Here is a 16,863-nt window from a genome sequence, read left to right as displayed (position 1 = left end):
CACACAGCTTGAAGGGGATTTAATTTTATTTTACTTAAATTACTCTACTATAAGACCGTGTATCTCTTAAAACCACTTACTTCTCAAACTGGAACCAGCCAAAGTCAAACTGACTTCCCGGCAGGAAGATAAAGGTTACCTTCTGCACGCCTGATACCTGCTCAAGCTCAAACACCCGCTCCTCATACCCTTCGGACTGCGTGAACTCAACCAGCTGGTTGCTCTGTCCTTCTTCACCTGCGAAGCGGATATGGATCGTGTTTTTATCAATCGGCGAACGGCCATAGATGACGAGCTTCGATGTACCTTTTGCCGTAAAGTCCATATTTTCAAACTCGAGCGATACGTTATTCCCGATACCCTCGACATACTCATCCTGGATCTTGAACGTATCACCGTAGAGATGATCACAAGAAGCGGCCGTGTTCTGCTCGAATGCACGGCTCTGACGCTCGAACGAGAAACCCTTGATATGAATCTTCTGCTTCGTTACAAAGCAGATCGACGTAATCCCGCTCAGTCGCTTGGACAGTTGGTACGTTTCCTCCTGATATACATTCCATCTGGATTCTTTGTCATACACCACATCTGCAAGCATTGTGCTTCCCTCTTCATCCGGCATGCCTTCCCAGATCTGAATGAAGTACTCCTCACTCGACAATGCAAAGATCGGAATCGTAATCGTATCGGAGCCGTACGGCCCGAAGTCGATATTACGGAAGCCCACATGTGTCTCTCCATCCCGGCTTGTCGCTACACCGCGTTCATTACCGTTCCCGACATCACCTTTGGTGTAATCGTACAGTCCGCCAGTAATGAAGCCATACGGATCTTTATAGGCTGTTCCCAGACCCGCTGCTTTGAACTCAAGCTGCGAGATGAGTTTCGTTTTATCCGTACCATTACTGCTCGTTGCCCGAAGACGGAATTCACCATCGCCCAGCGCTGACACGCGTGCTTCCAGTCCATTTGCTTCGACCTTCGCAATGTTGGATTCAATGCCGGCATCGTTCACAACAGCCCACTCAATGTTACGGTAGGAGGTATTCTCTGGATACAGCTTGGCGGTAACCACCATTTCCTGGGTCGACGGATCGAATGCCTGCCCCGCTATGCTAATAATCTCGATTTTCCGCAAAGGAATCTCCTGTGCGCGTCCAGTGAGCACCGGACGTTCCTCGTTCTTCGTCAACGCGGTTTGTCCCTGAATTGCAACAGATGCGGATGCACTCCCTACTTCGCCATCTACTGCTTTCGCTTCAAACTCAGCCACTGCACTTTCCAATCCTTCGGAAGTCACTTCAATCCGGATGCTGCCCGGCTCATGGGTTGCCCCAATGATCGCCATCAGCTTGCCGCTGAACAATCTTCTGCTGAGTCCTTTGTATGGATCGTAATCCGTACTGTCCCCGTTATCCAGACCGAGCAAACGTCCAGCACCTGTCACATTGACGTGTACACGGTTGTTTGCATTTTGCACAAGATTTCCAGCTTCATCTTCCACTTGGATCTCCACGAAAATAAGATCGGTACCGTTCGCTTGCAGTTGACCCTTATCGGCCTGCAGACGAACCTTCTTCGCATCCGTATAGGATCTTTGCACATCGGTTGCAATCACGCTGCCGTTTTCATCATAAGCGATCGCTTTCAGTTCACCCTCTTCATACGGCACTTTCCACCAGCCGACCAGTTGGGTGCCGTTCGCATGATCAATATCATACATTCCGATTGTCTTGCCGTTCAGCTGCAATTCAATCTTCGGCGCATTACTGCACACGCGTACATCGATCAGCTGACCAGGGCTGAAATCCCAGTAAGGGAACAGATGCACCATTGGACTCTTTTTGTAATCGGTCCAGGCCGCTTGGTAGATATAGTAGGAATCTTTCGGAAACGTTGCGGTATCCAGCTGTCCAAAATAGGAATTCTTCGTATGATATGGCGTCGGCTCCCCGATATAATCAAACCCGGTCCACAGGAATTGCCCCAGTGAATACGGTCGATCCCGCTCAGCCAAAATACAGTATTCTGCCGATTTCGCGCCCCAGCTTGTCGTACTGTTCCCCAGCGCGGAGCACTGCTCGTCATCATCTGCCAGGATGGATTGCTCAAACGGGAAATGATAGATTCCACGACTCTGTACAACCGAAGATGTCTCACTGCCATAGATGATCCAGTCCGGATGCTCTTCGTGGTGCTTATCGTAATACTTTTCCGCGTAGTTGTAGCCAGCCAGCTTCACGATATCCGCGCACTTTTGCGCATTTTCCCAAGGCATATAGTTCGAACCGATGGTTACGCCTGCATTGCCTTTTGGATCGAATTCCAGTACATAATCCATCAGCATCCGGGTGACTTCCTGTCCCCGCTCATCTGCGTGGGTATCATAGATTTCGTTACCAATACTCCACATGACCAGACTTGGATGGTTGCGATCCCGCTTCACCCAGCTTTTCACGTCGGTGTGTGCCCATTCCGGGAAAAATCTCGCATAATCATATGGCGTTTTGGCTCTTTCCCACATATCGAAGGCTTCCGAGACGATTAGCATGCCCATCTCATCCGCGAGCTCCATGAATTCTTTGGCAGGCATATTGTGCGCGGTCCGGATGGCGTTGACGCCCATGTCCCGCAATAGATTGAATCTTCTGCGAAGTGCAGTCAGGTTAAAAGCGGCCCCGAGCGCGCCCAGATCATGGTGTTCACACACACCATTCATTTTCATTTTGACCCCGTTCAGGTGGAACCCTTCATTCGCATCCAGCTTGATGTCCCTGAAGCCGATACGTTGGGATACCGACTCGATGGTCTGCACGTTTTGGTCGGGACCCCTCAATTGCAGCTCTGTTACCAGTTCATACAGGTTCGGTTCATCCGTGCTCCACAGTTTCGGGTTCTCCACCACGAGCTGCTGACTGTCCGTTACTGCATTCGCATCTCCATCAGCAGCTGCCTTAACCTCCGCTTTGTTGGAAGCAATGACCTGACCCTCATGCCGGATCGTATGCACAAGCTGTGCGTTCTGATCAAGGTTCAGCTCCGTATCCAATTCAACCTGCCAGCCCGATGGCTGCTGCTTGATCGAGACATAGATGCCATCGGTCACAATGTGATTGCGGTCTCTCGTTTTGAGCCATACATTACGATAGATCCCGGCCCCGGAATACCATCTGCTGTTGGGACTTTGGTGAACCACTTTCACGACAATCTCATTATCGCCTTCCACCAATGCATTCGTGATTTCATGTTCAAAGGCGGAATATCCGTACTTCCATTCCCCTACCAGTTGGCCGTTTACATAAACGGAAGAGTCCATGTAAACGCCGTCAAAACAAAGCAGAAGCTGCTGCTCATCCTTCGTGTACGGGAATGTCTTGCGATACCATCCAATGCTGTCCTCGTACAGGTCGAGTGTATTGTAGATCAGCCAGTCATGGGGAAGTTCCACAGGTTCAAACGCCAGTCCTTCAGGCCCCGTAACATCCAGGTTGCTCTTGGCAAATTGCCATCCATCATTAAAAAGCTTTTTCTGGTTCATCGCTATTCTCACTTTCTGTGTGATTTATGATTGCGGTTACAAAAGAATAAAGATCCGCACCGATAACCTTTTCGGAATATATGCGGCGAGACATTAACACTCCATCCGATTATACCATCTGACCAATCCTAGTACGTCAATTTTATGCATATTTTGGTGAGAATATATGAACAATCCACACCTGTGATTCTCCTCTTGGGATGGTATGACCAGTGCTCTTCTCCGGCTGAGAGTTCATATTTGAACATATGGATATTCCTTTATACCTATTTTTAATATCTTTAAGGTCAGTCTTAGGATTCAAATTCAGGAAACAAAGAAGATATCCATTATTCTGTAAATCAATTCCTGTAATATCTTGTAGGTCTATGTTAGATTATCCATTGGAATAAAATCACATCTATAGATAGGGGACATGGAACATGAAGAAGAGATCTTGGGTATTATCGATTATTATGAGTTTTGTTTTGCTGGGCGGGGTATTCGCTCCTGCTGGTTCCTATGCAGCTGCAGCGGAAGACACCACCACTACATATTCGGAAGATAACTACACGGAAGTGGACACGTCGGAACAAGAGCCGATTCCTAGCGCTGACGAGGAAGATTTTTTGGACTACATGCTCGCCCTGGAGAAAACAACGGTTTATGAGAAAAAGGCTCTGGATTCCATTGGCAGCACGTATGTTACATCCGCCAACCGCAAATCCATCTTCCTGAAATTGAACAATACTGCGGTTCCCAATTACACCAAGTATGTGTCCATGCTGAAGCAGATCAAGCCGGAGAATGCGGAACTGAAAAAAATCCATGCCAAACTCGTCAAAGGAAGCTACGCACAGCTTGAAGGATACCTGTTGTTCAAGAAATCCGTTTCCAAAACAAAAGTAAACAGTGCCCTTCTGAAGCAAGGCAATGCCAAAATTGACACAGGCATCAAAATCCTTGAGCAATACAAAAAAGAAATCCAAGCATACTCCAAAGAACTGGGCTATGATTTTTAATGAAGCAAACTCCAGTCGGATAACCTGGGTAAAGGTATGATAACAGCACTGGTTTTTCATTTTAAATAAAATGAGATTTCAGGAAAAAAAAGTGTTTTCTTTTGCCGGGATAATTCGTATAATAGCCGTATAATCAAAAGGCTATGCTGCCGAAAGGTACAACCTCGTGAACAATGGAGGTTGTGCCTTTTTTGCGTTTTCATGGCCGAAGTCATCTGAATTTCATCTATAAGGAGTGATTCAACATGATTCTTGAAGCCATTTACCACCGTCCCAAATTGAACTGGTCCTATGCCTACGACCGCTCCACCATGCACCTTCGTCTTCGTTCCAAACGCGGGGATCTGGACGCCGTCATTGCCATCACCGGGGATAAGTATGCGTGGGAGCAAACCATCACCCACACCCCCATGCGAATCTTTGCCCGGGATGAGCTGTTCGATTATTGGGAAGTCGAGACCCAGCCTCCCTACCGGAGACTGCGTTACGGCTTCCAGCTGGTCGAGGGAGAGAACAATGTATGGATGACCGAACGGGGATTCGAGGACGCCCTGCCGGATCATCCGCTGGAGTTCTTTGATTTTCCATTCATGAATCCGGTCGACATTTTTGAACCGCCTGCCTGGGTCAAGGACGCTGTATTTTATCAGATTTTCCCTGAACGTTATGCGAATGGCGACCCATCCCTTAGTCCGAAAAACGCCGAGCCCTGGGGAGGTGAGCCTACACCGGTGAATTTCTTTGGCGGTGACCTGCAAGGGGTGCTTGATCATCTGGATCATCTGAGCCAGCTTGGCGTGAATGCGATCTATTTCTGCCCCCTGTTCGAAGCTACGACCAATCACAAATACAACACGGCCGATTATATGAAGGTGGATCCGCATTTTGGAACCAATGAACAACTGAAGGAACTGGTGGATGCCTGTCATCAGCGCGGCATACGTGTTGTTCTGGATGCCGTATTCAATCATTCCGGAAGAGAGTTTCCTCCTTTTGCTGACGTACTCGCAAACGGAGCAGCTTCCCCTTATGCTGACTGGTTCTACGTGAGGGATTGGCCGCCACGCATTGAAGATGGCATACCAACCTACGATACCTTTGCGTTTGAACCGCTCATGCCGAAGCTGAACACGGAGCATCCCGAGGTTAAGGCTTATCTGCTGGAAGTGGCACGTTACTGGATTGAGGAGATGGATATCGACGGATGGCGACTGGATGTAGCGAATGAAGTGGATCATCAGTTCTGGCGTGAATTCCGTCAAACGGTAAAAGCACTCAAGCCTGACGCCTATTTGCTCGGCGAAATTTGGCATGATTCACTAATGTGGCTGCAGGGAGACCAATTCGATGCGGTGATGAACTACCCATTCACCAATTCCGTACTAGACTATGTCGTTCACGGCAAACTGGACGGACTGGGCTTCGCCAATGAGATCGGTAAACTGCTCGCAGCCTATTCCCGGCCAGTGACTGAGGTTGCCTTCAATCTGCTGGGCAGCCATGATACACCCAGACTGCTGACCTTGTGTGACGGGGATGTACGCAAGATGAAGCTTGCCGTTACACTGCTGCTCACGTATCCAGGTGCACCCTGCATCTATTACGGAGACGAAGTGGGCCTGGATGGCGGCTATGATCCTGGCTGCCGCAAATGCATGGAATGGGATGAAACCAAACAAAATCTTGAACTTCTTGATTTCTTTAAGCAGACGATTGCCTTGCGCAAAGAGCACCCTGCACTGCGCAGCACCGAGTTGAAGATACTTCATGCCGAAGCTGGAGATCCATGTATTGCAATGGAACGGGTGGATTCAGCTGCGGGTGAACGTTTCCTCATTGTGCTGAACGCTGGTGAAGAATCCTGCAGCATAGACTTGCCGCTGACCAATCAGAGCGTCTGGCGCGATCTGTTTACAGCCACTTCTATAGAAGCAAAGCAAAATAAATTGTCTCTGGAGCTGGAAGCATACAGCTTCTCCCTCTTGCAGCTCGATGTGAAACAGCCTGCGGAGGCCTGACAGGGTTCTTCCTCAAAGACTACACCATGAAGCATTAATACAGGTTATGTGTGCATCACGCAACCGCCATTGCGAACCAGCGTATCAATTTTGTCACTGCCTCTCCTCCCTTTCCACTAAAAAAGCGGGCTGGACACTGAGCACGTTCAGTCCGCTTTCATTATAGATAACCCACAGATATCTGGAAAAATAATTCTCTTAAAAAAGTTATTGACATAAGATCCAATATTTCTTACGATAACCTTGTGATCATAACTCGAGGGCCATGCTTTTAAACCCCAGTGGTTTAGGACAACCCCGGTAACTCCCGAAGGAGGTACCGGGGTTGTTGGCGTGTCAAAGGAGGGAAGTCTACAACCTACTGAATATCATTTTTTATACTTGAAAGCGCTATTATTCAGAGCCAGATGAGTTGTTTTTGTTGAAAACTACTACATTCACGAAGGGTGGATTACCATGTTTCAAATGGCCAAACGCGTTCTCCTCAGTACCACGCTAACCCTTAGCCTGCTTGCCGGCAGCGCTTTGCCTTTCCTGCCAGCTTCCGCGATCTATGCCGATCCGGATACCGCTGTCACCAACAAGCAGAACTTCAGTACCGATGTTATTTATCAAGTTTTCACCGACCGCTTCCTGGATGGTGATCCTTCCAATAACCCTACTGGAGCCGCCTATGATGCGACCTGCAGCAACCTGAAGCTGTATTGCGGAGGCGACTGGCAGGGATTGATCAACAAAATCAATGACAACTATTTCAGCGATTTGGGCGTCACGGCCCTGTGGATCTCCCAACCTGTGGAGAACATCTTCGCTACCATTAACTACAGCGGCGTAACGAACACAGCCTATCACGGCTATTGGGCAAGGGATTTCAAAAAGACCAATCCGTATTTCGGGACCATGACCGATTTTCAAAATCTGATTACGACCGCTCATGCGAAAGGCATCAAAATCATTATTGATTTTGCACCGAACCATACTTCGCCTGCCATGGAAACCGATACTTCTTTTGCCGAGAATGGCAAGCTGTACGATAACGGCAACCTGGTTGGCGGATACACCAATGATACGAACGGCTATTTCCACCACAATGGCGGCTCTGATTTCTCCACCCTTGAGAATGGCATCTACAAAAACCTCTACGATCTGGCCGATCTGAATCACAATAACAGCACGATCGATACATACTTCAAAGACGCAATCAAGCTGTGGCTGGATATGGGCGTGGACGGCATCCGGGTCGATGCAGTGAAGCACATGCCTCAGGGCTGGCAAAAAAACTGGATGTCATCCATCTATGCGCACCAACCGGTGTTTACCTTCGGTGAATGGTTCCTGGGATCGGCTGCACCAGATGCGGATAACACGGAATTTGCCAACGAATCCGGCATGAGCCTGCTCGACTTCCGTTTCAACTCGGCTGTCCGCAACGTGTTCAGGGACAACACGTCCAACATGTACGCGCTGGATTCCATGATTACGGCTACAGCAGCTGACTACAACCAGGTCAATGACCAGGTCACATTTATCGATAACCATGATATGGATCGTTTCAAAACAAGTGCAGTAAACAACCGCCGTCTGGAACAGGCTCTTGCCTTCACACTGACCTCACGCGGTGTACCTGCCATCTATTATGGTACCGAGCAGTATTTGACAGGGAACGGAGACCCTGACAACCGGGGCAAAATGCCTTCCTTCTCCAAATCCACCACCGCTTTCAACGTCATCAGCAAGCTCGCACCCCTACGCAAAACCAATCCGGCCATTGCCTACGGTTCCACTCAGCAGCGCTGGATCAACAATGACGTGTATATCTATGAACGTAAATTTGGCAGCAGTGTGGCCGTCGTTGCCGTCAACCGCAATCTCACAGCTTCAGCGAACATCACGAACCTGAGTACTTCGCTCCCAACAGGTACTTATAACGATGTACTGGGCGGCGCACTTAATGGCAGCAACATCACTTCCAGCGGAGGCAGTGTCTCTTCCTTCACGCTGGCGGCAGGAGCTACGGCAGTCTGGGAGTATACCACTAGCGAAACAACACCGAGCATTGGACATGTGGGTCCTGTAATGGGCAAACCAGGTAATGTGGTTACCATTGATGGACGCGGATTTGGTTCCACCAAAGGCACCGTTTACTTCGGTACAACAGCTGTTACAGGCTCGGCCATCACATCCTGGGAAGACACTCAAATCAAAGTCACCATTCCTGCTGCAGCAGCTGGTGATTACGCAGTCAAAGTGGCTGCAAATGGTGTGAACAGCAATGCCTACAACGATTTCACCATTCTTAGCGGTGATCAGGTGTCCGTACGTTTCGTGATTAACAATGCCACCACTGCTCTAGGTGAGAACATCTACCTGACAGGAAATGTGGGAGAACTGGGGAACTGGACCACAGGTGCAGCAGCTATTGGGCCAGCCTTCAATCAGGTCATTCATGCCTACCCGACATGGTATTATGATGTAAGCGTGCCTGCCGGGAAACAGCTGGAGTTCAAATTCTTCAAAAAGAACGGCGCAACCATTACATGGGAGGGTGGCTCCAATCACACCTTTACCACACCAACCAGCGGAACAGCCACAGTGACCGTGAACTGGCAATAGTTATTTCATAGTCATCATTCATAAAGCCCGGAGCCACACTTATACAGTGTACGCTCCGGGTTTTGCTGTTCAACGTTAGGTCCGGGTCGTCGATCAGAATGAGTTACACGGACAGTTAGTGCAGCAGGGGCAATATCGAGACGTGGCTTAGAGCCCACACAGGCTAACCACAATCAACTTGCCCATAAGCCACAAATCACTTTAGCTCAGCGGAATAGAATCAATGCAAAATCAGGCACTTCCGCTGCAATGCCAGTCGACGAAAGACATGACATCACGGAAGTGCCTGAATGAGTGGCCGTTATTATGGCGGCTGACTATGCTGTTAAAGGCATAAAATTATCCTTTGGATGCACCTGTAGTGAGTCCTTGAACAAGGAAACGCTGCAGGAATACAAAGAGCAATGTAATTGGAATTGCAATCAGTACGGCCCCTGCAGCAAACATCGTAAAGTTACTGTCCTGGTACCGGTTGACCAGGTCCCACATGCCTACCGCAAGCGTCCAGTTTTCCTTCGTCCGCAAAACAAGCCGGGCGAAGATAAAATCCATCCACGCGCCAGTAAAGCTGGTAAGCGCCACATAGGTCAGCATCGGTTTGGATAATGGCAGGATGATGCTGGTAAATACCCTCAGATGACTTGCGCCATCAATGCGTGCTGCTTCATCCAGACTGCGAGGAATCGTATCGAAGAACCCTTTTACGATAAATCCGCCCAGTACTGCCCCCGAAGAATATACAAGGATCAGCGCGGCATGGGTGTCGAGCAATTTGATCTGCAGCAAAATGATATAGATCGCGATCATGCTCATAAAGCTTGGGAACATGCCGAGAATCAGCATGGTGGAGAGAATGGTTTGCCGTCCCCGAAACCGGAAACGGGATAATGCATACATGCCGAGTGTAACCATAAGTGTCGAGAAAATCATGGTGAAAAAGGCGATTTTGAGCGTATTCAGGTACCACCTGCCGTACATAAAGGATGGGTTGTTGAACAATTCTCCGTAATGGGACAGAGTGAAAGCTTCCGGCCATAAGCGCTCGCTGTACAGCGCCGCCCCCGGTCGCAGAGAAGAGAGAAAGATCCACAACACCGGATAAATGGAGACAACGGCGATGATAATCAACAACACATAACTGAGAGTTAGGCGCATCGGGTTATTGCGTTTCTTCATTGAATCATGTCCTCCTCCTTAAACGATTTGGAGCGGCGGAAATTCCAGATGGAAAACGACGCAATAATGACGAAGATGATGATGCCTACGGCTGAAGCCATATTGAATTTGTTGTTGTCCAGCGTGAGCTTGTAAAGCCAGGTCACCAGCAGGTCTGTTGCCCCTGCATACTGGTAGTCGCCGCGTAGAGGATTCCCGTTGGTCAGCAGGAAAATAACATTAAAGTTGTTGAAGTTTCCGGCAAACTGCATAATCAGCACCGGAGTTGTTGCAAAAAGAATGAATGGCATCGTGATGATCCGGAATTTCTGGAATGCGGATGCTCCGTCCACTTCAGCGGCCTCGTACAGATCACGCGGAATTGCCGTCAAGACGCCGAGGATCAGCACCATGCTGACCGGAATACCGATCCACATGTTAACCACGATAACGGTAACCTTGGCCCAGAACGGATCGGTCAACCAGGGCAGCCCCTCCAGACCAAAAGCCCTCATGTACGTATTGATCGGACCGAACTGGCCATTGAACAGATTTCGCATGAGCAGCAAGGAAATGATCTGTGGTATGGCATAAGGGAGAATAAATATGGTCCGCCACAGCTTTTTGAACCGAATGCCCCGCTGCTCGATCAGCAGCGCCACAAGCACTCCGCCAAAATAAGTGGTCACCGTGGCCAAAATCGCCCATATCACTGTCCACGTTAATACACCAAAAAAGGTATGACTCCATGATTTGAGCTGAATCAGATCACTGAAAGTCTTGAACCCTACCCAATCCACGAGTTTGGCAGGCGGGATATGATCCGGTGCCGAATAGTTGGTAAACGCGAGGGTCATCGTAAACAGGATCGGCATAACCGTGAAGAAAAGAACCCCCAAAGCCGGAATGGACAAAAACAGATACGGGAAATTTTTGTCCATCATATTTCTGAGCGAAGCTGCCGCTCCCAGTGTTTTCTTCCCTTCCTCCCTCGCAAGTCCTGTGTAATACGCATCGCGAATGTTCAGGATGTAGATCAGGATAAACACAAAAAACACCAGTAGTACGATAATTCCGTCTAACAATAAAAAGATCGAATGGTCACCCCGTTGAAGCACCGTGGACCCATTCACTTTGACAAAGCGCTGCGTATTTTCCCCAAGTGTCCATATTCCCCATACGGCCTGTGACAGGCGGGGAAGCAGGTACGCAAGCCCTGCCCCCTCCAGTAACAGTAGGCAAATCCCCTTGATCCATTGCCGATTGTACAATTGTCCAAGACCTTGCAGTATGATCGAACATATGGCCGCTGTCATCCGGTGCTGTTTTTCCCTGTTGGGCCTAACAGACAACGGGACATGCTGTTGTTTCATTCGCTCTCTCCTCCCCACCTTCTCCAAACCTGGTGCTTCATCCGTTTATTGAACCGTTGCCAGACTTTCCTGAATCTGCTTCACAGCATTATCCAGCGATGCCTTCACATCTTTGCCGCCATCCCATATATCGGTAACAGCTGAAGTGATCGGGCCCCAGACACTATCCATTGCGGGAAGCGAAGGCATTGGCGTCGAGTTATTGAATTGCTCGAGGAATGCCTTGTTGATCGGATCCTCCTGCACCTTCGGATCAGCTGCCACGTTGGAGTTGGCTGGAAGTGTACCATTCATTTCAAAGTTGGCCATCTGGGCTTCTTCGTTAGAGAGGAAGGCCGCGAAGAGTTTGGCTGCATTTGGGTATTGGGTAAATGCGTTCACATAATAGGCTTTGACTCCGGAGAACGATGTCATTGGTTTACCATCGATCGCAGGGAGTGGTGCAACGCCGAAGTCAATGCCCGCATTGCGATAATCGGCAATGGTCCAAGGACCGTTGATGTCCATAGCCAGCTTACCGCTGGAGAATAGTCCTTTTTTGATATCATAGTTCACGTCACCCATCTTGAGCGGCAGCACTTCCGACTTCAGCGTCTGTAAGAACTCTCCACCCTTCTGGGCTCCTTCATTATTCAGACCGAGATCTTCGCTGTTCATTCCGTTATCCCCGAAAATATAACCACCCTGTGAAGCCAGGAAGGCATAATTATAATAGAACTGCTGCAATTCCCACATCAGGGCATATTGGTTGGACTTCACGTCATTAAAGGTTTTGGCGAAGCTGACAATTTCCTCAAAGTTCTTCGGTGCTTCAGGATAAAGCGCCTTGTTATAAAAGAGGGCGTACGTTTCCACGCTGTACGGATATCCGTATAATATGTCCTTAAACGTTACGGCCTTCAGCGCATTTTCGCTGGTGTTCGCTACTGTTTCCGCTTCAAAAATATCATTCGGCAAAATAAGCCCTGCCTCTGAAGCGCTTCCAATCTTATCGTGCGGGAACACAACAACATCTGCTGCCAGGCCTGCCGGGCCATCCGTAGTCAGTTTGGTTACCTGATCTGTCGGAGGCAGCTCCTCCATTTTGACGGTTACCCCATACTTTTCTTCAAACTTCTTGGCTCTCTCTTCCACAAAACTCTGTTGGTTCTTATCTTCCCAGATAACGAGGGTAGCGCCTTCTTCTGGCTGAAGGTTCTCAGCTGTCAGCTCTACAACCTCCCCTGCATTCTCGCCCCCCGTCCCCGTCGTCGGAGAGGTGCTTCCGCCTCCAGCAGAGCACGCGGCCAGTGTAAAGGCCATCATAACGGACAATGTTGCCCCTTGCCATTTTCTCATGTAAAATGTCCCCTTCCCTCTGTTTGGTTCAAAAATCTTGCGCTTTTCTCCCTTTGGTCTGCGTGTGATGACAGGTTTTGCAATCCATATTCGCTTTAGTACAAACGTTTGCTCAGATGGACGACAAGTCTACTTCGAAGTTATGTATTCAGGGGGAAACACTCTCGGATGTAAGTAAAAACCACTCATGTAAGCGCTATAACAACAATCACATCATACAATACGAGTCTTTCTTTGCACAAACGTTTGCACAAGCCATATTCGCTCAATTTTACCCATTTTTCTTGTTCTAGATCCAGTAACTTCCTGTTTCCTTGTTCTGACTCTTTCTTCCTTATTTTTACTTCCGATGCATCCCGTATGCTGCAGTTTGCAATTGATTTATCGAATCTGTTGGATTACCATAGGAGAATGTTGAAATGATTGATCAGAAGGGATTTTTTACATGATTACTATCAAAGATATTGCCAAATTGGCGGGTGTCTCCCCTTCTACAGTTTCACGGGTGATTTCCAACCATCCCAGAATCAGCACCGAGACGTCTCTCAAAGTGAAGCAAATTATGAAAGAGCTGAATTATCATCCCAATATCATGGCCAAGAGCCTGGTGTCCAAAACGACTCAAACCCTTGGCATTATGCTTCCACGCCCTGCAGAAGAGCTGTTTCAGAATTACTTTTTCGGAGAACTGCTGCGGGGAATCATTACGCATGCCACCCGCATGAATTACGAATTGCTGCTGACCACCGAAACGTCCACTGACAGTGAATTACATGCGATATCCCGCTTGGTTCATGGCCGGAGAGTGGATGGCATTCTGCTGCTCGGCTCCAAACGGGACGATCCGATCATTTCCTTTTTGGAAGAGGAAAAGTTTCCTTTCGTGCTGATCGGGCGCAGCGAGGCTCATCCGAATGCACCCATGGTTGATAACGATAATGTGCAGACCGCTTATGATGCGACCCAGCATTTAATCGCCCAGGGGCATACCCGAATCGGGTTCGTCAGCGGCCCACCGGACATTACGTTATCGCATGATCGCATGCGAGGGTATGAAAAAGCGCTTGCCGAAGCGGGACTGCACGCGAATAACGACTGGATTGTGGAAGGCGAGTTTCTACAGGAGAGCGGATTTCGGGCCATGTCGCTGTTCATGGCCTTGCCGGACAGACCTACTGCGATCGTTGTCATTGATGACAATGTTGCCTTCGGGGTGCTGAGAGCTCTTGCCGAACTTGGTTACCGTGTGCCGGAAGACATCAGCGTCGTTAGCTTTAACAACATCGCCTTATCGGAACTGGCTTCTCCACCGCTAAGCTCTATTGACATTGGAACCTACCAGCTCGGTTATACTGCAGTTCAAGTTCTGCTAAAAATTCTGAACAGGGAAGCACTGCCTCAAAATCCGGTCATTATTCCGCATCGTCTGATTGTGCGCGAATCTTCTCTCTTTTCGAAGTCTAAGCCGGCATCCGTTTAAACCATTTATGAAGCTCATTGCATCAATGCAAACGTTTGTCCTATTTAGACCAAGATGCTGCAATTAAAGGTCTCTGGCAGAAAAAAAAGAAGCCGCACACATGCGGCTTCCTGTTTACATACCGTAATTCCTATTTCATTCCGTTCTCGGATTAATAAGAGTTCCAGCCTGAATCGGCTTCAATCACCGTTCCGTTCACGAAGCTGGACTCGTCCGAGCCGAGGAACAGGGCTACCTTGGCAATTTCTTCACTTGTTCCTATGCGCGGGTTAATCGCCATGCCCAGCTGCTGTCTGGACGCACCGAATTGGCTGATCCCTGCCATGGAGGAACTGATATTTGTTGCTACCCCACCCGGAGCGATGGCGTTGCAGCGAATGCCCTGCCCTGCATACATAAACCCTGTATTTTTGGTAAGGCCGACCACAGCATGCTTCGATGCCGTATATGCAGCTCCCGCACGGCCACCATGCAATCCGCCTGCCGAAGCAACGTTAACGATGACACCGTTTTGCTTCTCCAGGAAGATGGGAAGGACTTTGCGCGTAGTACGCATTACACTTGTGGTATTCACTGCAAAGAGGCGCTCCCACTTTTCATCTGTTACCTCAGCAGCCGGCTCCATGCCATCCATAATCCCTGCATTGTTCACCAGGATGTCTACGGTACCGTACGTGCTGACCGTTGTATCAATCAGGTTTTGCACATCTTCCTCTTTGGCCACATTGGCCAGAACCACGATGGCTTCTCCGCCTTGGGCTTTGATCTCATTAACAACCGTCTGTGCGGATTCTTCGTTAATATCTGAAACAACCACTTTGGCACCCTCTTGTGCATACAACGTGGCGATTGCTTTCCCCATACCTGAACCTGCGCCTGTAACCACAGCTACTTTATCTTGAAGTTTCATCTCATGTATCCTCCTTTGTGTATTCGTTTACAATAAGTTAACAAACAAATGTTCATTAACTCCTATCCTTAGTATAATAAGTCATAGCGTTTCACTTCAATCAGTAAAAGCTTGTCCAGTTGTACGTTAAACAACACTTATAAGCCTGAATGTACTTTAAAAGATAGAGTAACCCGGAGAGGAGAAAAATAGATGTCTGAAATTCCGAATTCCATGGATCGAAGAATCAAGAAATCAAAAGCTGCATTGAAGGATGCACTCATCCATTTGATGCAAAAACATGCCTTTAAGGAAATTTCCATTACGGATATTGTGCAGCGAGCCGACCTAAATCGAGGTACTTTCTACAGACATTATCAGTACAAGGAAGACCTGTTCAACGAAATCATCGATGATGTGATACAGGATCTGGTGACTTCTTTTCGCAAACCCTATCAGGGTATGAAAGAGTTCGAGGTTGGTCTGATGCCGTCTTCGGCAATCACCATATTTGAGCATGTGCACCAGCACGCACAATTCTACACGCTGGTTGTGAAATCAGAGGCTTCTTCCAACTTTCAACGCATGATCTGTGATGTTCTTCGGGATCTCTCCTTACAGGATCTGAATCACATCTTCCCACAGCACATTAACCCTGAACTGCTGGCAAGCTACCAGTCTCATGCGATATTCGGCATGATCTTGGAGTGGATCAGACAGGATTTCAAGCACAGCCCCGTCTACATGGCCGAAGAGTTGTTCAAGATCATTCATTACAGGCCTGACAACGTCGTGTTGAAAGAAAATTAATATCGCTATACTTCCCTATAGTATGTTGATCGAGAGGAATTTCAAGAAAGCTTTTCCCACCAAAATGATGTAAATACATTCCTGTAATTTCTGGTATTTATATGTTAGGTTATCCAATGGAATAAAAACTAAAGGAGGATGACAATTACAAGTGAAGAAGTCGTGGATTATATCATTGCTTACCAGTTTTGTTTTGATTGGCGGAGTGCTTCTCTCTCCAGCAGCTTCTGCCAATGCAGCCAATGCAGCAACCTCTACATATTCAGATCAGAGTTATGAAGAATTTAAAGAGTACACTACTCAGTTATTTGCTCTTGAAACTTATGAGGCCAAAGCCTTTACCGCTTTGGAAAGCATCGACACCCAGGTAACTTCAACGAATCGCAAGTCCATGTATCTTAAACTTACAAATACGGTGATCCCCAATTATACGAAATTGGTATCCAAGGCAAAACAAATCAAGCCTACCAACCCGAAAATCAAGAAAATCCACGACATATTTTATCAAGGCAAGCTACACTCAGCTCGAGGGGTACCTCCTGTACCAAAAGGCAGTATCCAAGAACAAAGTGAATTACACGTTACTAAAACAGGGTAATGCCAAAGTAAACACCGCTGGTGTTCTAATGGAGCAATGTGAAGAACAGT

Annotated in this window: 11 protein-coding genes; 6 read left to right on the top strand and 5 right to left on the bottom strand. The window is 48.2% G+C overall.

The features are described from left to right. Positions 1–76 precede the first annotated feature (76 nt). Positions 77–3,538 carry a glycoside hydrolase family 2 TIM barrel-domain containing protein gene (locus tag AAIH57_RS09855; protein WP_430021499.1) on the bottom strand — a complete coding sequence of 1,154 codons (3,462 nt, stop codon included), beginning with the start codon at positions 3,536–3,538 and terminating at the stop codon, positions 77–79. A gap of 422 nt (positions 3,539–3,960) precedes the next feature. On the opposite strand from AAIH57_RS09855, the gene AAIH57_RS09850 reads away from it, so the two are divergent. From AAIH57_RS09850 to AAIH57_RS09840, 3 genes are all read left to right on the top strand, one after another. After that, the gene (locus AAIH57_RS09850) at positions 3,961–4,539 is read left to right on the top strand and encodes a hypothetical protein (RefSeq protein ID WP_430021498.1); all 579 of its coding nucleotides are present in this window, start codon (positions 3,961–3,963) and stop codon (positions 4,537–4,539) included. A gap of 245 nt (positions 4,540–4,784) precedes the next feature. Continuing rightward, positions 4,785–6,557: an alpha-glycosidase gene (locus AAIH57_RS09845; protein ID WP_430021497.1), complete on the top strand. Its 1,773-nt coding sequence runs from the start codon at positions 4,785–4,787 to the stop codon at positions 6,555–6,557. A gap of 465 nt (positions 6,558–7,022) precedes the next feature. Next, on the top strand, positions 7,023–9,170 hold the full coding sequence (locus tag AAIH57_RS09840) for an alpha-amylase family glycosyl hydrolase (protein WP_430022118.1): 2,148 nt from the start codon (positions 7,023–7,025) through the stop codon (positions 9,168–9,170). 339 nt (positions 9,171–9,509) lie between these two features. Here the strand turns inward: AAIH57_RS09840 and AAIH57_RS09835 are convergent, their stop codons facing one another. From AAIH57_RS09835 to AAIH57_RS09825, 3 genes are read right to left on the bottom strand one after another with little or no spacing between them, the layout of a single operon-like run. Continuing rightward, positions 9,510–10,346, bottom strand: a complete 837-nt coding sequence (locus tag AAIH57_RS09835; protein ID WP_413034959.1) for a sugar ABC transporter permease — start codon at positions 10,344–10,346, stop codon at positions 9,510–9,512. After that, positions 10,343–11,698, bottom strand: coding sequence for an ABC transporter permease subunit (locus tag AAIH57_RS09830; RefSeq protein ID WP_430021496.1), 1,356 nt, complete (start codon positions 11,696–11,698; stop codon positions 10,343–10,345). The genes AAIH57_RS09835 and AAIH57_RS09830 overlap by 4 nt, the downstream gene beginning before the upstream one ends. 45 nt (positions 11,699–11,743) lie before the next feature. Beyond that, a complete protein-coding gene (locus AAIH57_RS09825; RefSeq protein ID WP_175397685.1) occupies positions 11,744–13,036 on the bottom strand; it encodes a sugar ABC transporter substrate-binding protein in 1,293 nt (430 codons plus the stop codon). A gap of 445 nt (positions 13,037–13,481) precedes the next feature. Here AAIH57_RS09825 and AAIH57_RS09820 point away from each other — a divergent pair, with 445 nt between their 5' ends. Further along, positions 13,482–14,516 (top strand): LacI family DNA-binding transcriptional regulator, encoded by a 1,035-nt coding sequence (locus AAIH57_RS09820; RefSeq protein ID WP_430021495.1) that lies wholly within the window; start codon positions 13,482–13,484, stop codon positions 14,514–14,516. A gap of 151 nt (positions 14,517–14,667) precedes the next feature. On the opposite strand, the gene AAIH57_RS09815 is transcribed toward AAIH57_RS09820, so the two are convergent. Continuing rightward, positions 14,668–15,426: an SDR family oxidoreductase gene (locus tag AAIH57_RS09815; protein ID WP_413034963.1), complete on the bottom strand. Its 759-nt coding sequence runs from the start codon at positions 15,424–15,426 to the stop codon at positions 14,668–14,670. Between the two features lie 192 nt (positions 15,427–15,618). Between AAIH57_RS09815 and AAIH57_RS09810 the strand changes: the two genes are divergently transcribed. Next, on the top strand, positions 15,619–16,215 hold the full coding sequence (locus tag AAIH57_RS09810) for a TetR/AcrR family transcriptional regulator (protein WP_430021494.1): 597 nt from the start codon (positions 15,619–15,621) through the stop codon (positions 16,213–16,215). Between the two features lie 151 nt (positions 16,216–16,366). Beyond that, on the top strand, positions 16,367–16,813 hold the full coding sequence (locus AAIH57_RS09805; RefSeq protein ID WP_430021493.1) for a hypothetical protein: 447 nt from the start codon (positions 16,367–16,369) through the stop codon (positions 16,811–16,813). Positions 16,814–16,863 lie beyond the last annotated feature (50 nt).

This window comes from Paenibacillus sp. MABNR03 (assembly GCF_050455445.1).
In the GTDB taxonomy this organism is placed as follows: domain Bacteria; phylum Bacillota; class Bacilli; order Paenibacillales; family Paenibacillaceae; genus Paenibacillus; species Paenibacillus xylanilyticus.
The sequence above is the reverse complement of the archived record's forward strand: the minus strand, read 5'-3'. Positions and strand labels throughout refer to the sequence as shown.

What these genes read in the sequence shown, in the direction of transcription:
- AAIH57_RS09830 (WP_430021496.1), bottom strand. Translation starts at nt 11,698, where the DNA reads ATGAAACAACAGCATGTCCCGTTGTCTGTTAGGCCCAACAGGGAAAAA.
- AAIH57_RS09845 (WP_430021497.1), top strand. Translation starts at nt 4,785, where the DNA reads ATGATTCTTGAAGCCATTTACCACCGTCCCAAATTGAACTGGTCCTAT.
- AAIH57_RS09840 (WP_430022118.1), top strand. Translation starts at nt 7,023, where the DNA reads ATGGCCAAACGCGTTCTCCTCAGTACCACGCTAACCCTTAGCCTGCTT.
- AAIH57_RS09810 (WP_430021494.1), top strand. Translation starts at nt 15,619, where the DNA reads ATGTCTGAAATTCCGAATTCCATGGATCGAAGAATCAAGAAATCAAAA.
- AAIH57_RS09850 (WP_430021498.1), top strand. Translation starts at nt 3,961, where the DNA reads ATGAAGAAGAGATCTTGGGTATTATCGATTATTATGAGTTTTGTTTTG.
- AAIH57_RS09855 (WP_430021499.1), bottom strand. Translation starts at nt 3,538, where the DNA reads ATGAACCAGAAAAAGCTTTTTAATGATGGATGGCAATTTGCCAAGAGC.
- AAIH57_RS09820 (WP_430021495.1), top strand. Translation starts at nt 13,482, where the DNA reads ATGATTACTATCAAAGATATTGCCAAATTGGCGGGTGTCTCCCCTTCT.
- AAIH57_RS09815 (WP_413034963.1), bottom strand. Translation starts at nt 15,426, where the DNA reads ATGAAACTTCAAGATAAAGTAGCTGTGGTTACAGGCGCAGGTTCAGGT.
- AAIH57_RS09825 (WP_175397685.1), bottom strand. Translation starts at nt 13,036, where the DNA reads ATGAGAAAATGGCAAGGGGCAACATTGTCCGTTATGATGGCCTTTACA.
- AAIH57_RS09835 (WP_413034959.1), bottom strand. Translation starts at nt 10,346, where the DNA reads ATGAAGAAACGCAATAACCCGATGCGCCTAACTCTCAGTTATGTGTTG.